The sequence below is a fragment of the Bacteroidota bacterium genome, assembly GCA_030706565.1.
Lineage (GTDB): Bacteria > Bacteroidota > Bacteroidia > Bacteroidales > JAUZOH01 > JAUZOH01.
Window position 1 is genome coordinate 1 of sequence record JAUZOH010000052.1, and the last position, 15,468, is coordinate 15,468.

Annotated in this window: 15 protein-coding genes; 4 read left to right on the top strand and 11 right to left on the bottom strand. The window is 39.0% G+C overall.

The genetic code is table 11. The annotated features are described in order from the left end of the window. On the bottom strand, window positions 1-2,483 hold a 2,483-nt coding region (gene hrpB, locus Q8907_04575), incomplete at its 3' end, for an ATP-dependent helicase HrpB (protein ID MDP4273535.1). Window positions 2,484-2,878: 395 nt separating this feature from the next. On the opposite strand from hrpB, the gene Q8907_04580 reads away from it, so the two are divergent. Together Q8907_04580 and Q8907_04585 are read left to right on the top strand one after the other, a co-directional pair. Continuing rightward, window positions 2,879-3,589 (top strand): CDP-alcohol phosphatidyltransferase, encoded by a 711-nt coding sequence (locus Q8907_04580; protein ID MDP4273536.1) that lies wholly within the window; start codon window positions 2,879-2,881, stop codon window positions 3,587-3,589. A 29-nt stretch (window positions 3,590-3,618) separates the two neighbouring features. Beyond that, window positions 3,619-4,467: a 1-acyl-sn-glycerol-3-phosphate acyltransferase gene (locus tag Q8907_04585; GenBank protein MDP4273537.1), complete on the top strand. Its 849-nt coding sequence runs from the start codon at window positions 3,619-3,621 to the stop codon at window positions 4,465-4,467. 33 nt (window positions 4,468-4,500) lie between these two features. Here the strand turns inward: Q8907_04585 and murI are convergent, their stop codons facing one another. The 9 genes from murI to Q8907_04630 all read right to left on the bottom strand — a co-directional run bounded on the left by murI (window position 4,501) and on the right by Q8907_04630 (window position 13,473). After that, window positions 4,501-5,298: a glutamate racemase gene (murI, locus tag Q8907_04590; protein MDP4273538.1), complete on the bottom strand. Its 798-nt coding sequence runs from the start codon at window positions 5,296-5,298 to the stop codon at window positions 4,501-4,503. Between the two features lie 116 nt (window positions 5,299-5,414). After that, the gene (locus Q8907_04595) at window positions 5,415-6,026 is read right to left on the bottom strand and encodes an OmpH family outer membrane protein (GenBank protein MDP4273539.1); all 612 of its coding nucleotides are present in this window, start codon (window positions 6,024-6,026) and stop codon (window positions 5,415-5,417) included. A 36-nt stretch (window positions 6,027-6,062) separates the two neighbouring features. Further along, a complete protein-coding gene (locus Q8907_04600; GenBank protein MDP4273540.1) occupies window positions 6,063-6,578 on the bottom strand; it encodes an OmpH family outer membrane protein in 516 nt (171 codons plus the stop codon). An 89-nt stretch (window positions 6,579-6,667) separates the two neighbouring features. Next, a complete protein-coding gene (gene bamA / locus Q8907_04605) occupies window positions 6,668-9,220 on the bottom strand; it encodes an outer membrane protein assembly factor BamA (protein ID MDP4273541.1) in 2,553 nt (850 codons plus the stop codon). Between the two features lie 15 nt (window positions 9,221-9,235). Continuing rightward, entirely contained in the window at window positions 9,236-9,985 is a 750-nt protein-coding gene (locus Q8907_04610; protein ID MDP4273542.1) for an isoprenyl transferase, read from the bottom strand. A 256-nt stretch (window positions 9,986-10,241) separates the two neighbouring features. Beyond that, window positions 10,242-10,937: a DUF6089 family protein gene (locus Q8907_04615; protein MDP4273543.1), complete on the bottom strand. Its 696-nt coding sequence runs from the start codon at window positions 10,935-10,937 to the stop codon at window positions 10,242-10,244. A gap of 12 nt (window positions 10,938-10,949) precedes the next feature. Continuing rightward, on the bottom strand, window positions 10,950-11,687 hold the full coding sequence (locus Q8907_04620; protein MDP4273544.1) for a DUF6089 family protein: 738 nt from the start codon (window positions 11,685-11,687) through the stop codon (window positions 10,950-10,952). 146 nt (window positions 11,688-11,833) lie between these two features. Next, entirely contained in the window at window positions 11,834-12,712 is an 879-nt protein-coding gene (locus Q8907_04625) for an NAD kinase (protein MDP4273545.1), read from the bottom strand. A gap of 95 nt (window positions 12,713-12,807) precedes the next feature. Further along, window positions 12,808-13,473: a CBS domain-containing protein gene (locus Q8907_04630; protein ID MDP4273546.1), complete on the bottom strand. Its 666-nt coding sequence runs from the start codon at window positions 13,471-13,473 to the stop codon at window positions 12,808-12,810. Window positions 13,474-13,654: 181 nt separating this feature from the next. Between Q8907_04630 and Q8907_04635 the strand changes: the two genes are divergently transcribed. Both Q8907_04635 and Q8907_04640 read left to right on the top strand, forming a co-directional pair. Further along, on the top strand, window positions 13,655-14,368 hold the full coding sequence (locus Q8907_04635; protein MDP4273547.1) for a pyridoxine 5'-phosphate synthase: 714 nt from the start codon (window positions 13,655-13,657) through the stop codon (window positions 14,366-14,368). Window positions 14,369-14,380: 12 nt separating this feature from the next. Next, window positions 14,381-15,187, top strand: a complete 807-nt coding sequence (locus Q8907_04640) for an alpha/beta fold hydrolase (GenBank protein MDP4273548.1) — start codon at window positions 14,381-14,383, stop codon at window positions 15,185-15,187. Here Q8907_04640 and Q8907_04645 read toward each other — a convergent pair. Then, a partial coding sequence (locus Q8907_04645) for a 3'-5' exonuclease (GenBank protein MDP4273549.1) occupies window positions 15,188-15,468 on the bottom strand: 281 nt, incomplete at its 5' end.

Consider the following 15,468-nt stretch of genomic DNA (forward strand, 5'->3'; position numbering starts at 1 on the left):
CGCCGGGGTACCCCCTTTACAGGAGTGGAATTCCAGGGATCATCAGGCCAGGAATGTTTGGGATATTTTATCCTCAGTTCCTTTTTAACTTCAAAATAAGCATTGTCCCAGAAACTCCGAAGATCGGTTGTGATCTGAACCAGTTTAAACCCGGGCGACAACAAATGAATGACCAAAGGAGTGATGCCTTCGTTAATTTTGGGCGTATCGGCCAATCCGAATAACTCCTGCAACCGGACCTCAAGCACCGGAGAGTCGCCATTCGCCGAATAGCGGACAAGAATTTCGGAACCGCTGGGTACGTTTATCCTCTGGGGAGCCAGCCTGTCGAGAGTCTTTTGTTGTTCCCAGCTAAGCAGTTGGGGAAGAATTTTCAGCAGGTCAATTTTATGAAGGTCTTCCGGCAATTTAACCTGTTCCAAATATGGGCCCAGCCATTCCATATTGGTCAGCAAAAGAGCAGTTATGCTCACATCAGGCCATTCTTCACGGGGGCGCCATTTGCGCAGGCTCAGTATCCGGTTTTGCCATTGTATTACTTTCTGATCAAAGTTAAGCAGGTTTTTCCCTTCTTTTTGAATGGCTTCAGATATGGCTTTCACCTTATATTCCGGATCAGGCGAAGGCAGAGGTTTGGATTGTAGCACAATACCGCCTATGCGCAGATCCTTTGTGGCTATTAAGCCACCCTTGCGGGTATCCCAGGTAACCACCTCCTGTTCCTTAACCAGGGGCAGCAAGTCCTGGGGATTCAGCGGCGAAGCCAGGAAGATTTTCCCCAGGCCTTCACGGGCGTCCACATCTGCCACGGCCAACCAGGATTCCTGTGCCAAATCATCCTTATAACTGAACATGGCATAAGTCCCATTTGAAAGCTGAAACTGTGCATTATTTCCCGGCCGTGAGCAGGCAATCCGTTCCGGATAGGCATATACCAGCAGCACCCCGGTTTCATAAGGATCAACAGCCCCGTTATCTTCCTCAATTTTAAACATTTTGCGGTAAGAAGATGCAACTTTTTCAATGCGCATCATATTTTTCTGAAGGCTTTTACGGGAACGCTGGCGTCTCAAGGCTTCAATCCGGATATTGATGTCAATGCCCGCGTCATTGGAAAGAGGATCTCGTTCCTCCAGCAAAGCAGCCACGTCAGTTGCCAGTCCCAGCATATCCGTATCCTTAGCCATCAGCAACAAGTGTGCAATACGTGGATGACAGGGCAGGCGGTTTATTTTTTTCCCCTGAGGGGTAATTCTCCCGTTTTCCAAAGCATCAAGCTGGGTCAGGGTATCATAAGCCTTTGATAATGGGCCCTTAGGCGGAGGAGTAAGCCAGGAAAGCTGATTGATATTCAAGGCTCCCCATTCCGAAATATCCAATAACAAAGGAGACAAATCAGCTTCCAGGATTTCAGGAATCCTGTGTTCCTGTAGCCGTTCCTGGGTAGCTTTTGACCAGAGGCGGTAACAGGTCCCGGGACCCAGCCTTCCGGCCCTTCCTGCACGCTGATCGGCCGAATCTTTTGAAATCTGAATGGTTTCCAAGTGCGACAATCCCGATCTGGGATCAAAGCGTGAGGTACGCCCGTAACCCGAATCCACTACAATTTTTATACCCTGGATGGTAAGACTGGTTTCGGCGATGGAAGTTGCCAGGACAATTTTCCTTCTACCTGCCTTATCAGGGATTATAGCCAAATTTTGTTTTGCATGCGGCAATTTCCCGTAAAGAGGATGAATAACAAAATCAGGAAGCCGTTTTTTGAGCAGTTCTTCACACTTCCGTATTTCGCCCTCGCCGGGAAGAAAAACAAGGGTATCCCCTTCCCGTTCGCCGACTGCCTTAACAACAGCCCTGCAAACCACTTCGGGAAGCATCATCAGATCCTGTGCCTGGAAATCGCTGTAGATGATTTCCACCGGATATTGCCTGCCTTTGGATTCGGCGACCGGAGCTTTTAGTATATCCTGTAACTGAGGCATATCCAGGGTGGCCGACATGATCATAATGTGCAAATCAGGCCGGAGAACAGTTTGCGCCTCCCGGCATAAAGCCAAAGCCTCGTCTGCGAATATGCTTCGTTCATGGAATTCATCAAAAATAACCAATCCGACACCTTCAAGCGCATTGTCACTGAGCAGCATGCGGGTCAGAATACCTTCAGTAAGTATTTCAATCCGTGTAGATGGACTAACCCGGCTTTCGAAACGGATACGGTATCCGACAGTCTGCCCGGCTTTCTCGCCAATAAGAGAGGACATACGTCCAGCAATGGTACTTGCTGCCAGGCGCCGAGGCTCAAGCATCAATATCTTCTTCCCGTCAAGCCAGGGTTCATCAAGCAAAGCCAAAGGCAAAACAGTACTCTTTCCTGCTCCTGCAGGAGCATTAACTATCAGAGTATTTTTGTGACGAAGGTTATATTGAACTGCCGGAATAATTTCTGTGATGGGCAAATCAATGTGATTCGGATCAAATATCAAATTATATAACTTTTTAAAATTCTGTTTTCTAAACTTGCAAAAATAATAAATTTTTAGAAGCACTATCCGTTCAAAAACGGGGTAAAAAGGTTAAGAAACCATATAGTTATAAATTGATGAACTATTAAAATCAGAAAAAGCATAAACCATACTGCATATTTCTTGCAGTATGATTCATTTGAGTTTTTATCAAAAACCAGAAATTATTTTCACTATAATCACATTTTCTGTAATGGAACAGACATAAAATTAGCTAAGGGAAAAATCTATTTTATTGATATACCTGTATTCAGGGGAATCAACCACATTCCTCAAATAAAATTATAACATATTTTCTTGAGACATTCAATCTGCAAATTTTATTAATTTAGTATCTTGCTTTGAAAAAGATTAAAATGGAAAATGGATTGTCAAAAGAAGTTATAGAAACCTTATCGCTTATTTCAAAAGGCAGGCACAGGACCAACATTCTGAAAAATCCCGAACAAAAAGCACTTTCTTTTCTGGTGAGAAAAGTACCTTCATGGGTAAGTTCAGATATGCTTACATTTTTAGGGTTAACAGGGAGCATAATTACCATGTCCGGATTTATTCTGGCTGCATATATTAACCGATTCTGGCTGCTCATAGGTATATTGGGATTCGCGATAAACTGGCTGGGTGATTCGCTGGATGGGCGGCTTGCATATTACCGGAACAAACCCCATAAATGGTATGGATTTTCTTTGGATATTACAATAGATAGTATCACAATAATGATGATTGGAACAGGATATATTATTTATGCTGATTATTATGAAAAATGGTTCGGAGTTGGATTTGTCATTCTTTATTTTCAGGCAATAATCACGGCACTCCTTCAATATAAGGTAACTGATAAATATTCAATAGATACAGGTATTTTAGGGCCTACTGAAGCCAGGATTTTCATATCTTTGATATTAATTTTTGAGATTCTGGTTAAAGGGTCCATTGTTTATACTGCTGCAGTTGCTTGTATAATATTATTGATAGTCAATATCATCAGCATCATTGAGTTGTTAAAACTTGCTCAAAACAGGGATACCGTAGAGAACAATTCGAAATTGAGAGAAAAACAAGAATAATATATCCTTATTTTAAGGATCTTGAAACAATGAAAAAGCAGGTTGTAGATATTAAAACACTTGAATCGGTTTCTCCTGTTTTCAGAGGGGAAATAGGACATTGGTTCAGTAAAATATGCATGCAGGTTCTGGCATTAGATAAGATAAACGAAATATATGAGCGCTGTTGCGATTATCAGGGTGCAGATTTTGTATCAAAATTACTGAATGAATTAGGAATACATTATCGTATTGGCAATGCCGAAAGGCTCAAACAATTGCCCCAGGGAGCATTTATTACAGTTTGTAACCACCCTTATGGCGGAATAGACGGGATAATGCTGATCGATCTCATGGCAAGTATCCGGGCTGATTTTAAGGTTATGGTAAATAAAATATTAACCCTGGTTAAAACCATGGATGATAATTTCATTTCGGTAACACCCTTTACGACACAGAAACCGGGAGTAACAGCAAATATCAATGGAATCCGGGAGACCATTACCTGTTTGAAAAACGGGCATCCTGTTGGTTTCTTTCCTTCAGGTGCTGTTTCCAATTTCAGTTTAAAAGAATTCAAAGTTATCGACCGTCCATGGCAGCAAGGGATTATCCGCTTAATTCACCAGATTAAAGTTCCCATAGTTCCTGTTCGTTTTTTTGATAAGAATTCTCCTTTCTTCTACTTCCTGGGATTAATAAATTGGAGGATACGTTTATTGAGAATGCCCTGTGAAGTTTTAAACAAAAAAAGTCAAAATCCCCGCATTGGGATAGGTGAGATTATTTCCGTTGAAGAACAGGCAAAGTATCCCAACCCAAAAGATTTTTCCGCCTTTTTAAGGAATTCTGTGTATAATATGCCACTGCCGGCATCTTTTACTCCCCGAAACTTTTAAATTCGAAAAACCCAATGTTCATGAACCAGGGAGTCAGCTGATTTTTTCCACCCTGACTTCCAAAGGTAAAGAAAGGTTTTTCAATAGATTTTTCAAGATCAGTGGATTTCCATTGGTATAAAAATCATGATATAGAGGCTGAAGCGAATTTATAAGTAAGGAAGATTGAGCCAATACTTCTTTGACATGTTTTGCCACCGCACAGGCAGGATTGATGATAGTTACGTTATCGCCCGTAATCTTCTGAATACGTTTACTAAGAAAAGGATAATGGGTACAGCCGAGCACTAATTGATCGATATGATGATCCATCATAGGTTCGATGTATTGCCTGAGCAGGCTTTCTGCCTCATCTGAATCAGCCTGTCCACTTTCGACCAATTCAACCAGTCCCTTTCCGGCTTTCATGTGAATCTGTACATCACCGGCATATTTTTGACTGGTTTCCTTAAAAAGCTTACCGTTTAAAGTAGCCTCTGTAGCCAGGACACCAATATTGTTTGTTTTTGAATGAGAAACAGCAGGTTTTACAGCAGGTTCCATCCCGATAAAAGGAATAAAAGGATATTTTGACCGTAAAAATTCAATAGCACCAGCAGTAGCAGTATTACAAGCCACTACAATAATTTTACAATTCTTAGATAAAAGGAATTCTGTATTTTTTTCAGAAAGAGAAATAATTTCATGTTGAGGCCTTGATCCATAAGGGCAATTTGCACTGTCTGCGAAATAAACCGTTGACTCGCCCGGCAACTGGCGTACTATTTCCTGCCAGACAGATACCCCGCCTATTCCGGAATCAAAAATGCCAATGGGATTGTTTACATCCATTTGTTCGTTTTTTTAATGGCACAAAATTACTAAATCTTTATTCAAACGCACAAAAGAAAAGCCATCCCCAAGAGGATGGCTTTAATGCTTTAAAAGTTATTAATTTATTTGTGCAATTATTTTCTTTTACCCTTTTTTGCAGGAGTTGTTGCCTTTTCAGGAGCAGCAGCCGGTTTTACAGGAGCGGCTTCAGCAGGTTTGGGTTTAACATTGGTTATTCCCAATTTTTTCTTTACTAAAGGAGAAATATCCTCACTGTTTTCAGCATAATAAACAACAGCACCCACACTCAAATCAAAAACATAGGTAAAATTATTTTCCTTTGACACCTCTTTAATGGCATTTTCGGCCCTTTCATAAATAGGTTGTAAAAGTTCTGCACGGCGTTTCTGCAATGTCTGCTGGGCATTAGTTTGGAATTTCTGGATTCTGTCCTGCAAATCCTGAATTTCAGCTTCCTTGGTTTGTTTAATCAATTCAGTCAGAGAATCACGGCTGGTCAAATAACGCTGATATTTACTATTCAGTTCAGTCTGCATGGCCTGAAGCTGATCTTCCAAAGCTTTTGATTCACGCTGTAATTTTGCTTGAGCACTGTCGCTTTCAGGCATAGATGCCAAAACTTCCTGAACATTAATATGTCCTAATTTGTATGTGGTTGTCTGAGCAAAAGATCCTGCATTTACAAGAAATAAGGCAATCGCACTAAAAATTATAAGTTTCTTCATGATTTGTTTTTTATTTTTTTTTACAAAAATAGAGAATTAATTTTTATATCCTAACTTTTGAAGCACTTCATCACTTTTATCATATCGTGGATCCGTATATAACATACTGGCACCGCTTGCTGTATCAAATATAATTGCATAATTACCTTCAGTAGCAATTTCTTTCACCTTAGCGTAAACTTCGTCCTGAATAGGCTTTACCAATTCCTGGCGTTTTTTAAACAAATCGCCATCCTGCCCGAAATATTTTTTTTGAAGTTCCTTGACTGCTTTTTCTTTTGCTACAATTTCATTTTCACGCTTCTTTTTCATATCATCAGAAAGCAGGACACTTTGAGCCTGATAATCCTTATAAATCTTATCTATTTCGGCATATTTATTTTCAATTTCTTTCTGCCATTCGGAAGACTGCTTATCCAATTGATCCTGAGCGGATTTGTATGCAGGAATATTATTCAGGATATATTCACTGTCGACATAAGCGAATTTCTGAGAGAAAGCCGAACAGACAGTAAAAAGCAGCAGTACTGCACCCAACAAAAATTTTCTCATCGTTATAATTTTTAAAGGTTAAAACAAATTATTCAATTCTTTACCTGTATACTTCTACAAAATATAGCTAAACAATGATATTTTGATCATTAAAATTGTTGTCCCATTGTAAAGTGGAATTGTCCATGGTTAGAACCTGCCGTATAAGCATTATCAAATCCATATCCCCAATCTATACCCAACATACCAAACATTGGCAAGAATGCCCTAATACCGACACCAGCAGAACGTTTAATAATAAAGGGATTAAATTGTCCGAAACCTGTCCATGCATTACCTCCCTCAAGGAAGGTGAGCCCATAAATAGTTGCTGTAGGACTCAATGAAAATGGATACCTGAGCTCAAAGGTGAATTTGTCATAAATATTCCCTTCGTTTCGGCCATTTAACTGGGGAGTAAGGGAGCCATTGGTATACCCTCTCAAACCGATGGTTTCAACTCCATAAAGGGTATATCCGGTCATACCGTCACCACCCAATTCAAATTTTTCAAATGGTGAATAACCCCATTTCCGGTTATATCGTCCCAGATATCCGAACTGACTGTTTGCACTAACCACCAGTTTGTCGAAAATATTCAGGTAATATGTTCCCTTATAAGTCCATTTATGATATTCAATCCACTTATAATGTTCCTTCTCCTCCTCGTTGGCAATTTCTGTTTCTGACAGGCCTGCTTTTTGATTATCCGGCAATATCCACCAGTTATCCCGTTTGAATAAAGAAATAGGTGGAGTTAATTCGAGTGTGATAGAGAACTGAGAGCCTCTACGAGGATAAATAGGCTGATCTACCGAATTTCGCCCGAAAGTTGTTTTAAAAGTTAATGAATTGGACCGTCCATTAGCAAAAAGGAAAATAGGATTTTTATAGGAATCTGTCCAATCTTTCAGATGATATTGTTGGAAATCAACTTCATTGGATAAGGTAAAATAATCGTCCGGAACAGTCAACCTCTTTCCCAATCCTACAGAAGCACCGGAAACAATCAGATATCTGCCTGCAGATTTTTGATAATAGCTGTAATAACCACTTTGCTTGCTATAAAACATGGAGAAGGAGAATGAATTAGGCTTTTTCCCGCCAAACCAGGGTTCAGAAAAGCTCAAACTGTAAGATTGATAATAACTGCCATTGGTTTGTGCTCTTACACTTAAGGACTGGCCATCGCCAGAGGGGATTGGCCGCCAGGCTTTGGGATTAAACATTTCGCGAGCCGAGAAATTACTAAACCTGATTCCCACCGTTCCAACGAACATATTAGCACCCCAGCCCCCAGAGATTTCCAGCTGATCGTTGGCTTTTTCAACCAGTTTATATTCCAGGTCTACCGTACCATCCGATGGATTAGGGACAGGTACCGGTTCGATTTTTTCAGGATCGAAATGTCCAAGGGTGGCCAACTCACGGACTGAACGCATAATATCAGATTTACTAAACAATTGTCCGGGCTTAGTCCTTAATTCCCGTCTTACAACATGTTCGTTTGTTTTAGTATTTCCGGAGATAATAATCTTGTTGATGGTAGCAGGTTTTCCTTCATGAATTCGCATCTCCAGGTCAATTGAATCATTGTCGATTTTTGATTCAAAAGGGGTTACTGTAAAAAAGAGGTAACCATTATCCAGGTACAAAGAGCTGACAGCATCTTCATCCTGCTGTAAACGCTTATCCAACAAGCTCTGATCAAATACATCCCCTTTTTTTATTCCCAGTACCTGGTTTAATACTTCTGCCGGATACTTGGTGTTACCCACCCAGGTGATTTTTCTGAAGTAATACTTCCGGCCTTCTTCCAACCAGATAAAAAGTTTTATTCTGTTTCCGCTCACCACAGCAATGGAATCATTGAGGATTCTGGCATCGCGGTACCCATTCTCATTGTAAAACTTGATCAGCTTTTCTTTATCTTCCTTATATAACTTTTCTACCAATTTCGAGCCCACAAAGAAATTCCAGGTTTTCTGCTTGGTTTTCTTCATTTTATGTCTTAATTTTTTGGTAGAAAAAGCCTGGTTCCCGAAGAATACAATTTCCTGGATTTTTACTTTGCTGTTTTTATCCACATGGATATTCAGATCAACCCGGTTTTGGGAGAGAGTATCCATCTGTTGGGTAATCGTGGTTTTAACATTAAAAAATCCCTTCTCGGTAAAATGCCTTTTTATGGCAAGGACAGTATTATTAAGAAGATTGTCGGTTACCTGTGTTCCGGTTTTTAATTTAAGCTTATCAATCAAATCGTCCTTGTCTGATTTCTTGATCCCTGTAACTTCCAGCCTGCCTAACCTGGGACGTTCTTTCAGGTAAATGTCCAGATAAATCTTATTTCCCACAATTTTAGTAGCTCTGATTTTAACATCAGAAAATAATCCCTGATTCCAGTATTTCTGAATAGTCTTGGTAATTGCATCACCCGGCACACTAATTTTTTGTCCCTTTCTTAATCCCGAGAGGTTAATAAGAATATTATTATCCAGAAATTTCACGCCAGAAATCGTGATGTCTGCAATTTCATATTCTTTAGGAGATGAATAATCCATAATAGAATCAGGAAGACTAAAGGCTGTTTGAGAAAATATATTGTACGGAATGCTGAATATACAAATAATAAAAAGGGCTGCTTTCTTTATCTTTGACATTAGTTCGAGATTTGATTAATTGTTAGCGTTTAATTGTTCGCTGGTTTTTCCAAACCGCCTTTCTCTGTTTTGATAATTTAAAATAGCTTCATATAAGTCGCCTTTTCTAAAATCAGGCCAAAGAGTTTCTGTAAAAAATAGTTCAGTATAAGCAAGCTGATAGAGTAAAAAATTACTTAAGCGATATTCGCCGCTGGTACGGATAAGTAATTCCGGATCAGGAATATTGGCTGTAGCAAGATAATTGTTAAAAACATCTTCAGTTATTCCGCCAGCAGATAATTTATGCTCTTCAACGTCCCGGGCCAGACATTTTACCGCATTAATTATTTCCCACCTTGAACTATAACTAAGTGCCAGAATAAGTGAAAGTCCTGTATTCTGTGCTGTATTTTTTATGGTTTCCCTTAAATTAACCTTCACATCATTGGGTAAAATATCAATATCGCCAATTGCCAGAAGTCTAACATTATTTTTCAATAATGTTTTGGTCTCAGAATTTAAAGTGGATACCAGAAGCGACATCAGCGCATCCACCTCGTATTTTGGCCTTCTCCAATTCTCAGTAGAAAAAGTATAGAGAGTAAGGAACTTGATTCCCAATTCTGCAGCTCCTTCAACAGTGTCCCTCACGGCAGCCACAGCGTTTTTATGGCCAAAAACTCTCTGGTTTCCCTTCTGTTTTGCCCAACGCCCGTTACCATCCATGATGATGGCTACATGCTGAGGAAGTTTGTTTTTATCTATTTTATCTTTTAGTTCCATTGCCAAAACCTTCTAATACCCGGTTAAAAAGAATAACGAAAACACTGTTGCCAAATTGTCCTGTCGCCCAATCATATTTCATTTTAGAAATAATAAAATGAATATCCGCCACCTGCAACGTGACAATTAAAAAGCAAAAGTAATCAATTAAAAAAAATACTTAAAATTTTGCTACGAATTTATATAAAAAGAATAAATTATCGCAATCCATAAGGCCAACATAAAAATATTTATTCAAGAAAAGGTGGGATAAAACTTATAAACCAGATATAGATTTAGCATTGCCATAGGCAGGACATTGTCTTATGCCATTAAAAAATTTATAGGTAAAAGAAACTCCGAAGAAAGAATACCAGTCGTTATGGTGTATAAAAGATTGTGTTTTTGAAGCATCCTGAGAATTTTGAATTCCGTCAATATGATCATCAAAAGTTTTTCGAAAAGTCCATTCCAATCCCAACGTAACATTTTCTGTAATCAGAAATTTTCCTCCGACGCCAAAAGGAAAAGTATAATAGTTTGACAACGGGTATGTTGAAGACAATGGATAATCAACAGCAATACCGGCAGTCACATAGGTTGTGTAAGAGATTTTCTGCCGTTTCTTTTTAAGGGGCAAAAAATTAAATTCAGGCATGACCGACAAATCAATCAATGAAGCCTTAAAACTCTGATTGCGTTTCTGTTGAAAAAGATTATTAAAATCCTGGTCACTTGCATGTAATTGCCCGTAAATAGCTCCAACCCGTATAGCATACCTTGGATTAAAATTATATCTGTATAATAAACCAGCCGACGGCAAAGGGGAATAAAATTCATGCGAAGGATTTATATCTCCCTTATAATAAGACATACCGGCAAAAACGCCCACTTCGGCATCCCTCTGGGCGCTGGCCATACCGGGAATGACTACAAAAAAAAGTAGGAACAACAACCTGGAATAAGGGCCCATAAAATTATATGGTTAGAAAAAAATTGGCCAACCGGTAGTACGAGAAGTTTTTATGCGATAAACATAAGAGATAGAGCCGAAATAATATACATCATTGTGCTTTGAAAATTGTGAAGTATAGCCGTCAATATAATCTGAAGACAGGATTCTCCTTCCCAATTCCAAACCTATAGAACTTCTGTTGCTTAAGGTTACTTTACATCCTATTCCAATTGGCAAAACGAAAGCAGTATGACCAAAATTATCCACAAATACATTTTTCAAATCGCCCTTAGGAGTAACCTTAAAAAAGGCAGTTCCCAAACCGGCGAACCCATAAGCTTCAAATCCGATAAAATTACTGATCAATCCATGCCGGTTATAAATGGAATGTCCTCTTCTCTTTTCCTGAGATAAAAAATAATATTCTCCCTGAATTGAAGGTTCGAAAAGGGATGTAGAGAAACTATAATTTCTGTCTGCATTTTTTGATCCCTCATCGCTTCCTATCACTGACCCATAAATAAAACTAGTTTTAAGCGCCACTTTTTCAAGAATCATATATCTTGCTCCCAGGGTAAAAGAGGGATGTGTATCTCCTAATGACAAGCTATTTCCACTAGTTCCTCCGCCTATATCGCCATAATAATTAGAAGTTCCAACGCCGCCAAAAACCTCAAAACGCATTGACATCCACTGTTGTCCAAACAGGAATAAGGGATGCACCAACATTAATATCAGAACGATAGTTTTATAAAAATGTTTTTTCATTAATTTTTTTAGCTATTGACTAGACAAACCTACAAGAATTTTATAAAAAACGCAAATCCAGAAACTATTTATTATCAATTTTAAAGATAATCTATAATTAATTAAAAATAATGCCTTAAAAATTTACTGTCCTGAAAAATAAATACTCAATATCTTTTATCCATTCCCCACATTAATTTATTTCTTAAGGTATTAAAAAAGTTATTATTCGAAAGTTTCAACATTTTCAAAGTAAAATCAGCCCGCCTGATAATGAATTCACAAGGAACCTTCAATTTAACCACCCGTGAATCAAGCGTAATCATATAATTACAATCCCGGCCATCCACCTGCAAGGTCACTTCACAATAATCGGGCACCACGATTGGCCGTACATTAAGATTGTGGCTGGCAATAGGGGAAATGATAAAATTCCGGGAACTGGGAGAAACAATCGGCCCGCCTACACTCAATGAATATGCAGTTGAACCGGTAGGAGTAGAAATAATCAATCCATCCGTAAAATAAGTATTTAAAAATTCTTTATTTATGCTTGTATGTATAGTGATCATTGAGGAGCCATGTTTCTGGACTGCAAATTCATTCAGGGCATACCTGAAATCGCCGAAATAATTATTTTTGGATTTCAATTCTATCAACGTCCTTTGTTCCAGGGTATATTGATTTTTCATAATGGCATCAATAGCCTGCGAAATTTCTCCTTTAGCGATATTAGCCAAAAATCCGAGCCGGCCCGAATTGATGCCAATAATGGGAATACCGCTTCCCCTGACCATTGTGACCGCTTCCAGAAAAGTCCCGTCACCTCCTATACTTATCAGAAAATTTATATCCTGGCCTAAATCTTCATAAGTATAAAATTCATCATCGAAAGAGGTATCAATTCCCCTTTCGTGACGCAAAAAATCTTTAAAAGGGCTGTATATGGTTATGTGAGCGTTATATTGTCTTAATTTAGAAAATAATTCAAGACTTCCCGGACAGAAATCTTCACTAAATGTCTTTCCATAGATTGCTATCTTCATCTGCTCTGAATAATTTGGCTAATTATACGAAGAAAAAAAATTTCGTTCTCATTCTTCCGGGAATTTCTTCAATTTGATTGTTAAACTTGCCGGATTTAGATGTTGAGATATTTTATAAATTCCTCGTAACGCTTGTCATAAAGCGCATCCAGTTTGTCTTCGTCCATAAACGAAGCTTTAATTACATAATTATAACGGTTGAATGTTTGAATTATAGGCGACAAGTCTGCTTTGTTGATTTTTAATGTAAGTTCCAGTCTAGTCGAATTCTGGGGCGACGTAATATAAAGGCCTAAAATTTTGGCATCATTGCCTTCAACAATCTGGGCAATTTCTGTGAGAGAATAGTCATTCACATTCAGGTCGAGTACCAGAAGACCTCCGGGATCTTTCAGGGAAGCGACATTGGCAAAGTGTTGCACCAGATCGCTCAGGGTAATCACGCCCATATAGTTTTTCCTCTTGTCCAAAACCGGAACCAACGAAAGTTTTAATTTAGCAACCAGTTCAATCACATCATAGATGTGCTGGTCATATTCAACAAAGGGAGAAAAAAGCGAAAGGTTATGATTTCCTATAGGTTCTTCGAACATATTCAAATCATAAATATCCGCATCGGAAATAAGTCCCAGAAAAACTTTTTCGTTGACTATAGGCAAATGGGAAACACGAAATACATCCATCCAGAACAAGGCTTTCATTCCTGTATCTGAAGTACGTAAGGACGGAATAATATCTGATATCAACTCTTTTGCCAACATGATTAAGAAAAAAACAGGGATATCTGTTAAACAATGAACTTTAAAATTTGTTTACTTTCAAAAATAGCAAATATTATAATAAAGGTAAGTATTTTTTACTTCTCCTTCTATTTTTCTTTTTTATTACCCTAATTTTGCAAAAACTTCTGAACATATTTGATAACAATTATATATCTGCAAAATGACACGCTTAAGTGTAAACATTAACAAAATTGCCACCTTGCGCAACTCCAGAGGTGGCAATGTACCTGACGTTCTTAAAGCAGCCGTGAACTGTGAACGTTTTGGAGGAGAAGGAATCACAGTACATCCCCGGCCAGACGAAAGGCATATCCGTTACCAGGATGTAAGAGATCTGAAACCAATATTAACTACAGAATTAAATATTGAAGGCAACCCTATACAAAAATTCATGGATTTGGTGTTCGAAGTTGTTCCCGGTCAGGTTACCCTGGTCCCCGATGCCCATGACGCCATTACTTCCAATGCAGGCTGGGATACCATAAAGAACAAGGCTTTTCTGACCGATATCGTAAAAGAATTGAAAGAGAAAGGAATCCGTTCCTCAATTTTTATTGATGCAGACATAAAGCAGGTTGAAGGAGCCAAAGAAACCGGAACCGACCGTATAGAATTTTATACGGAGCCTTATGCCAGCCAATATTCCACCTCTCCTGAAAAAGCCATTGAACCCTTCGCTAAAGCCGCGAAAGTTGCCCAAGAATTAGGCCTCGGGATAAATGCGGGACATGATTTGAATCTCGACAACTTAAAATATTTCAAAGAACACATCGAAGGACTGCTGGAAGTATCCATTGGACACGCGCTTATTTCAGATGCTTTGTACTTCGGACTGGAGAATACCATTCAGATGTACTTGCGTTTACTCAAATAGTCCGGCATACAGATGAATTTATTTTTCAGGGAATTTGGAGAAGGGCTGCCGGTTATCATTCTTCACGGTTTATATGGCTCATCGGACAACTGGCTTAGCCTGGGTAAAATCATGGCCGAAAATTATCATGTCTATCTGTTGGACCAGAGGAACCACGGGAAGTCGCCTCACAGCAAGATTCACACATACAATGCCATGCAGGACGACCTGCTTGAATTCATGGACAGCAAGAAACTGGACAAGGTCAATCTTATCGGACATTCCATGGGAGGCAAAACAGCCATGTATTTTGCAATTATGCATCCCGAAAGAACAGCTTCCCTGACCGTTGTTGACATTGCCCCCCGTTCTTATCAGTCTTTAAACCGCTTTTCAGAAAACAGCATTTTTCATCTGAATGTCTTAAATGCATTGCTTTCCATTCAACCGGAAAAAATCAAAGCCCGCCATGAAGCTGCAGAAATTTTATCGCAGACCATCAAGGAAGAACGGGTGGTTAACTTCCTGCTGAAAAATTTAAAATACAAGAAAGAAAGAGGATTTTACTGGTCAATAAACCTGGATGCACTGGCCCAAAACCTGCCCAACATCCTGGGCGGAATAAAAGAAGATATCCTGGAAAAAGGATTTAACCAGTCGCCGGTAATGTTTATCAAAGGAGGAAATTCAAGTTATATAGGGGAAGCAGATCTTCCCCTGATCAAAAAAGTTTTTCCTTCAGCAGAAATAGAAATTATCCCTGGAGCCAGCCACTGGGTTCATGCCGAAAAGCCTAAGGAATTTTTGAATTACGTTCTGACTTTCCTAAAAAACCAGTAATTAGGAATATTGTTCCATGGAGAAATTCGAAACCGATTGGATATTTTCATCCTCTATCAATGATTCTCCTTTGTACCTAAGGAAAAGCTGAGTGAGAGCCACTACATCCTTTTCGCAATAGGCCGCAATCCTGCCTATATCTTTTTCCTTATAATAAACATCAGCCACCTGGCTCCCGTCAATATCATCTTTAGGGGAAGGGATACCGAATAAGTTTGTTAACAATTCAAGGGAGGTATAGTGCTTATAATCACCGAACTTCCATAATTCAAGGGTGTCCA

What these genes read in the sequence shown, in the direction of transcription:
- Q8907_04600 (MDP4273540.1), bottom strand. Translation starts at nt 6,578, where the DNA reads ATGAGAAAATTTTTGTTGGGTGCAGTACTGCTGCTTTTTACTGTCTGT.
- Q8907_04620 (MDP4273544.1), bottom strand. Translation starts at nt 11,687, where the DNA reads ATGAAAAAACATTTTTATAAAACTATCGTTCTGATATTAATGTTGGTG.
- Q8907_04635 (MDP4273547.1), top strand. Translation starts at nt 13,655, where the DNA reads ATGACACGCTTAAGTGTAAACATTAACAAAATTGCCACCTTGCGCAAC.
- Q8907_04630 (MDP4273546.1), bottom strand. Translation starts at nt 13,473, where the DNA reads ATGTTGGCAAAAGAGTTGATATCAGATATTATTCCGTCCTTACGTACT.
- Q8907_04625 (MDP4273545.1), bottom strand. Translation starts at nt 12,712, where the DNA reads ATGAAGATAGCAATCTATGGAAAGACATTTAGTGAAGATTTCTGTCCG.
- Q8907_04640 (MDP4273548.1), top strand. Translation starts at nt 14,381, where the DNA reads ATGAATTTATTTTTCAGGGAATTTGGAGAAGGGCTGCCGGTTATCATT.
- Q8907_04585 (MDP4273537.1), top strand. Translation starts at nt 3,619, where the DNA reads ATGAAAAAGCAGGTTGTAGATATTAAAACACTTGAATCGGTTTCTCCT.
- Q8907_04595 (MDP4273539.1), bottom strand. Translation starts at nt 6,026, where the DNA reads ATGAAGAAACTTATAATTTTTAGTGCGATTGCCTTATTTCTTGTAAAT.
- Q8907_04610 (MDP4273542.1), bottom strand. Translation starts at nt 9,985, where the DNA reads ATGGAACTAAAAGATAAAATAGATAAAAACAAACTTCCTCAGCATGTA.
- Q8907_04580 (MDP4273536.1), top strand. Translation starts at nt 2,879, where the DNA reads ATGGAAAATGGATTGTCAAAAGAAGTTATAGAAACCTTATCGCTTATT.
- Q8907_04615 (MDP4273543.1), bottom strand. Translation starts at nt 10,937, where the DNA reads ATGGGCCCTTATTCCAGGTTGTTGTTCCTACTTTTTTTTGTAGTCATT.
- murI (MDP4273538.1), bottom strand. Translation starts at nt 5,298, where the DNA reads ATGGATGTAAACAATCCCATTGGCATTTTTGATTCCGGAATAGGCGGG.
- bamA (MDP4273541.1), bottom strand. Translation starts at nt 9,220, where the DNA reads ATGTCAAAGATAAAGAAAGCAGCCCTTTTTATTATTTGTATATTCAGC.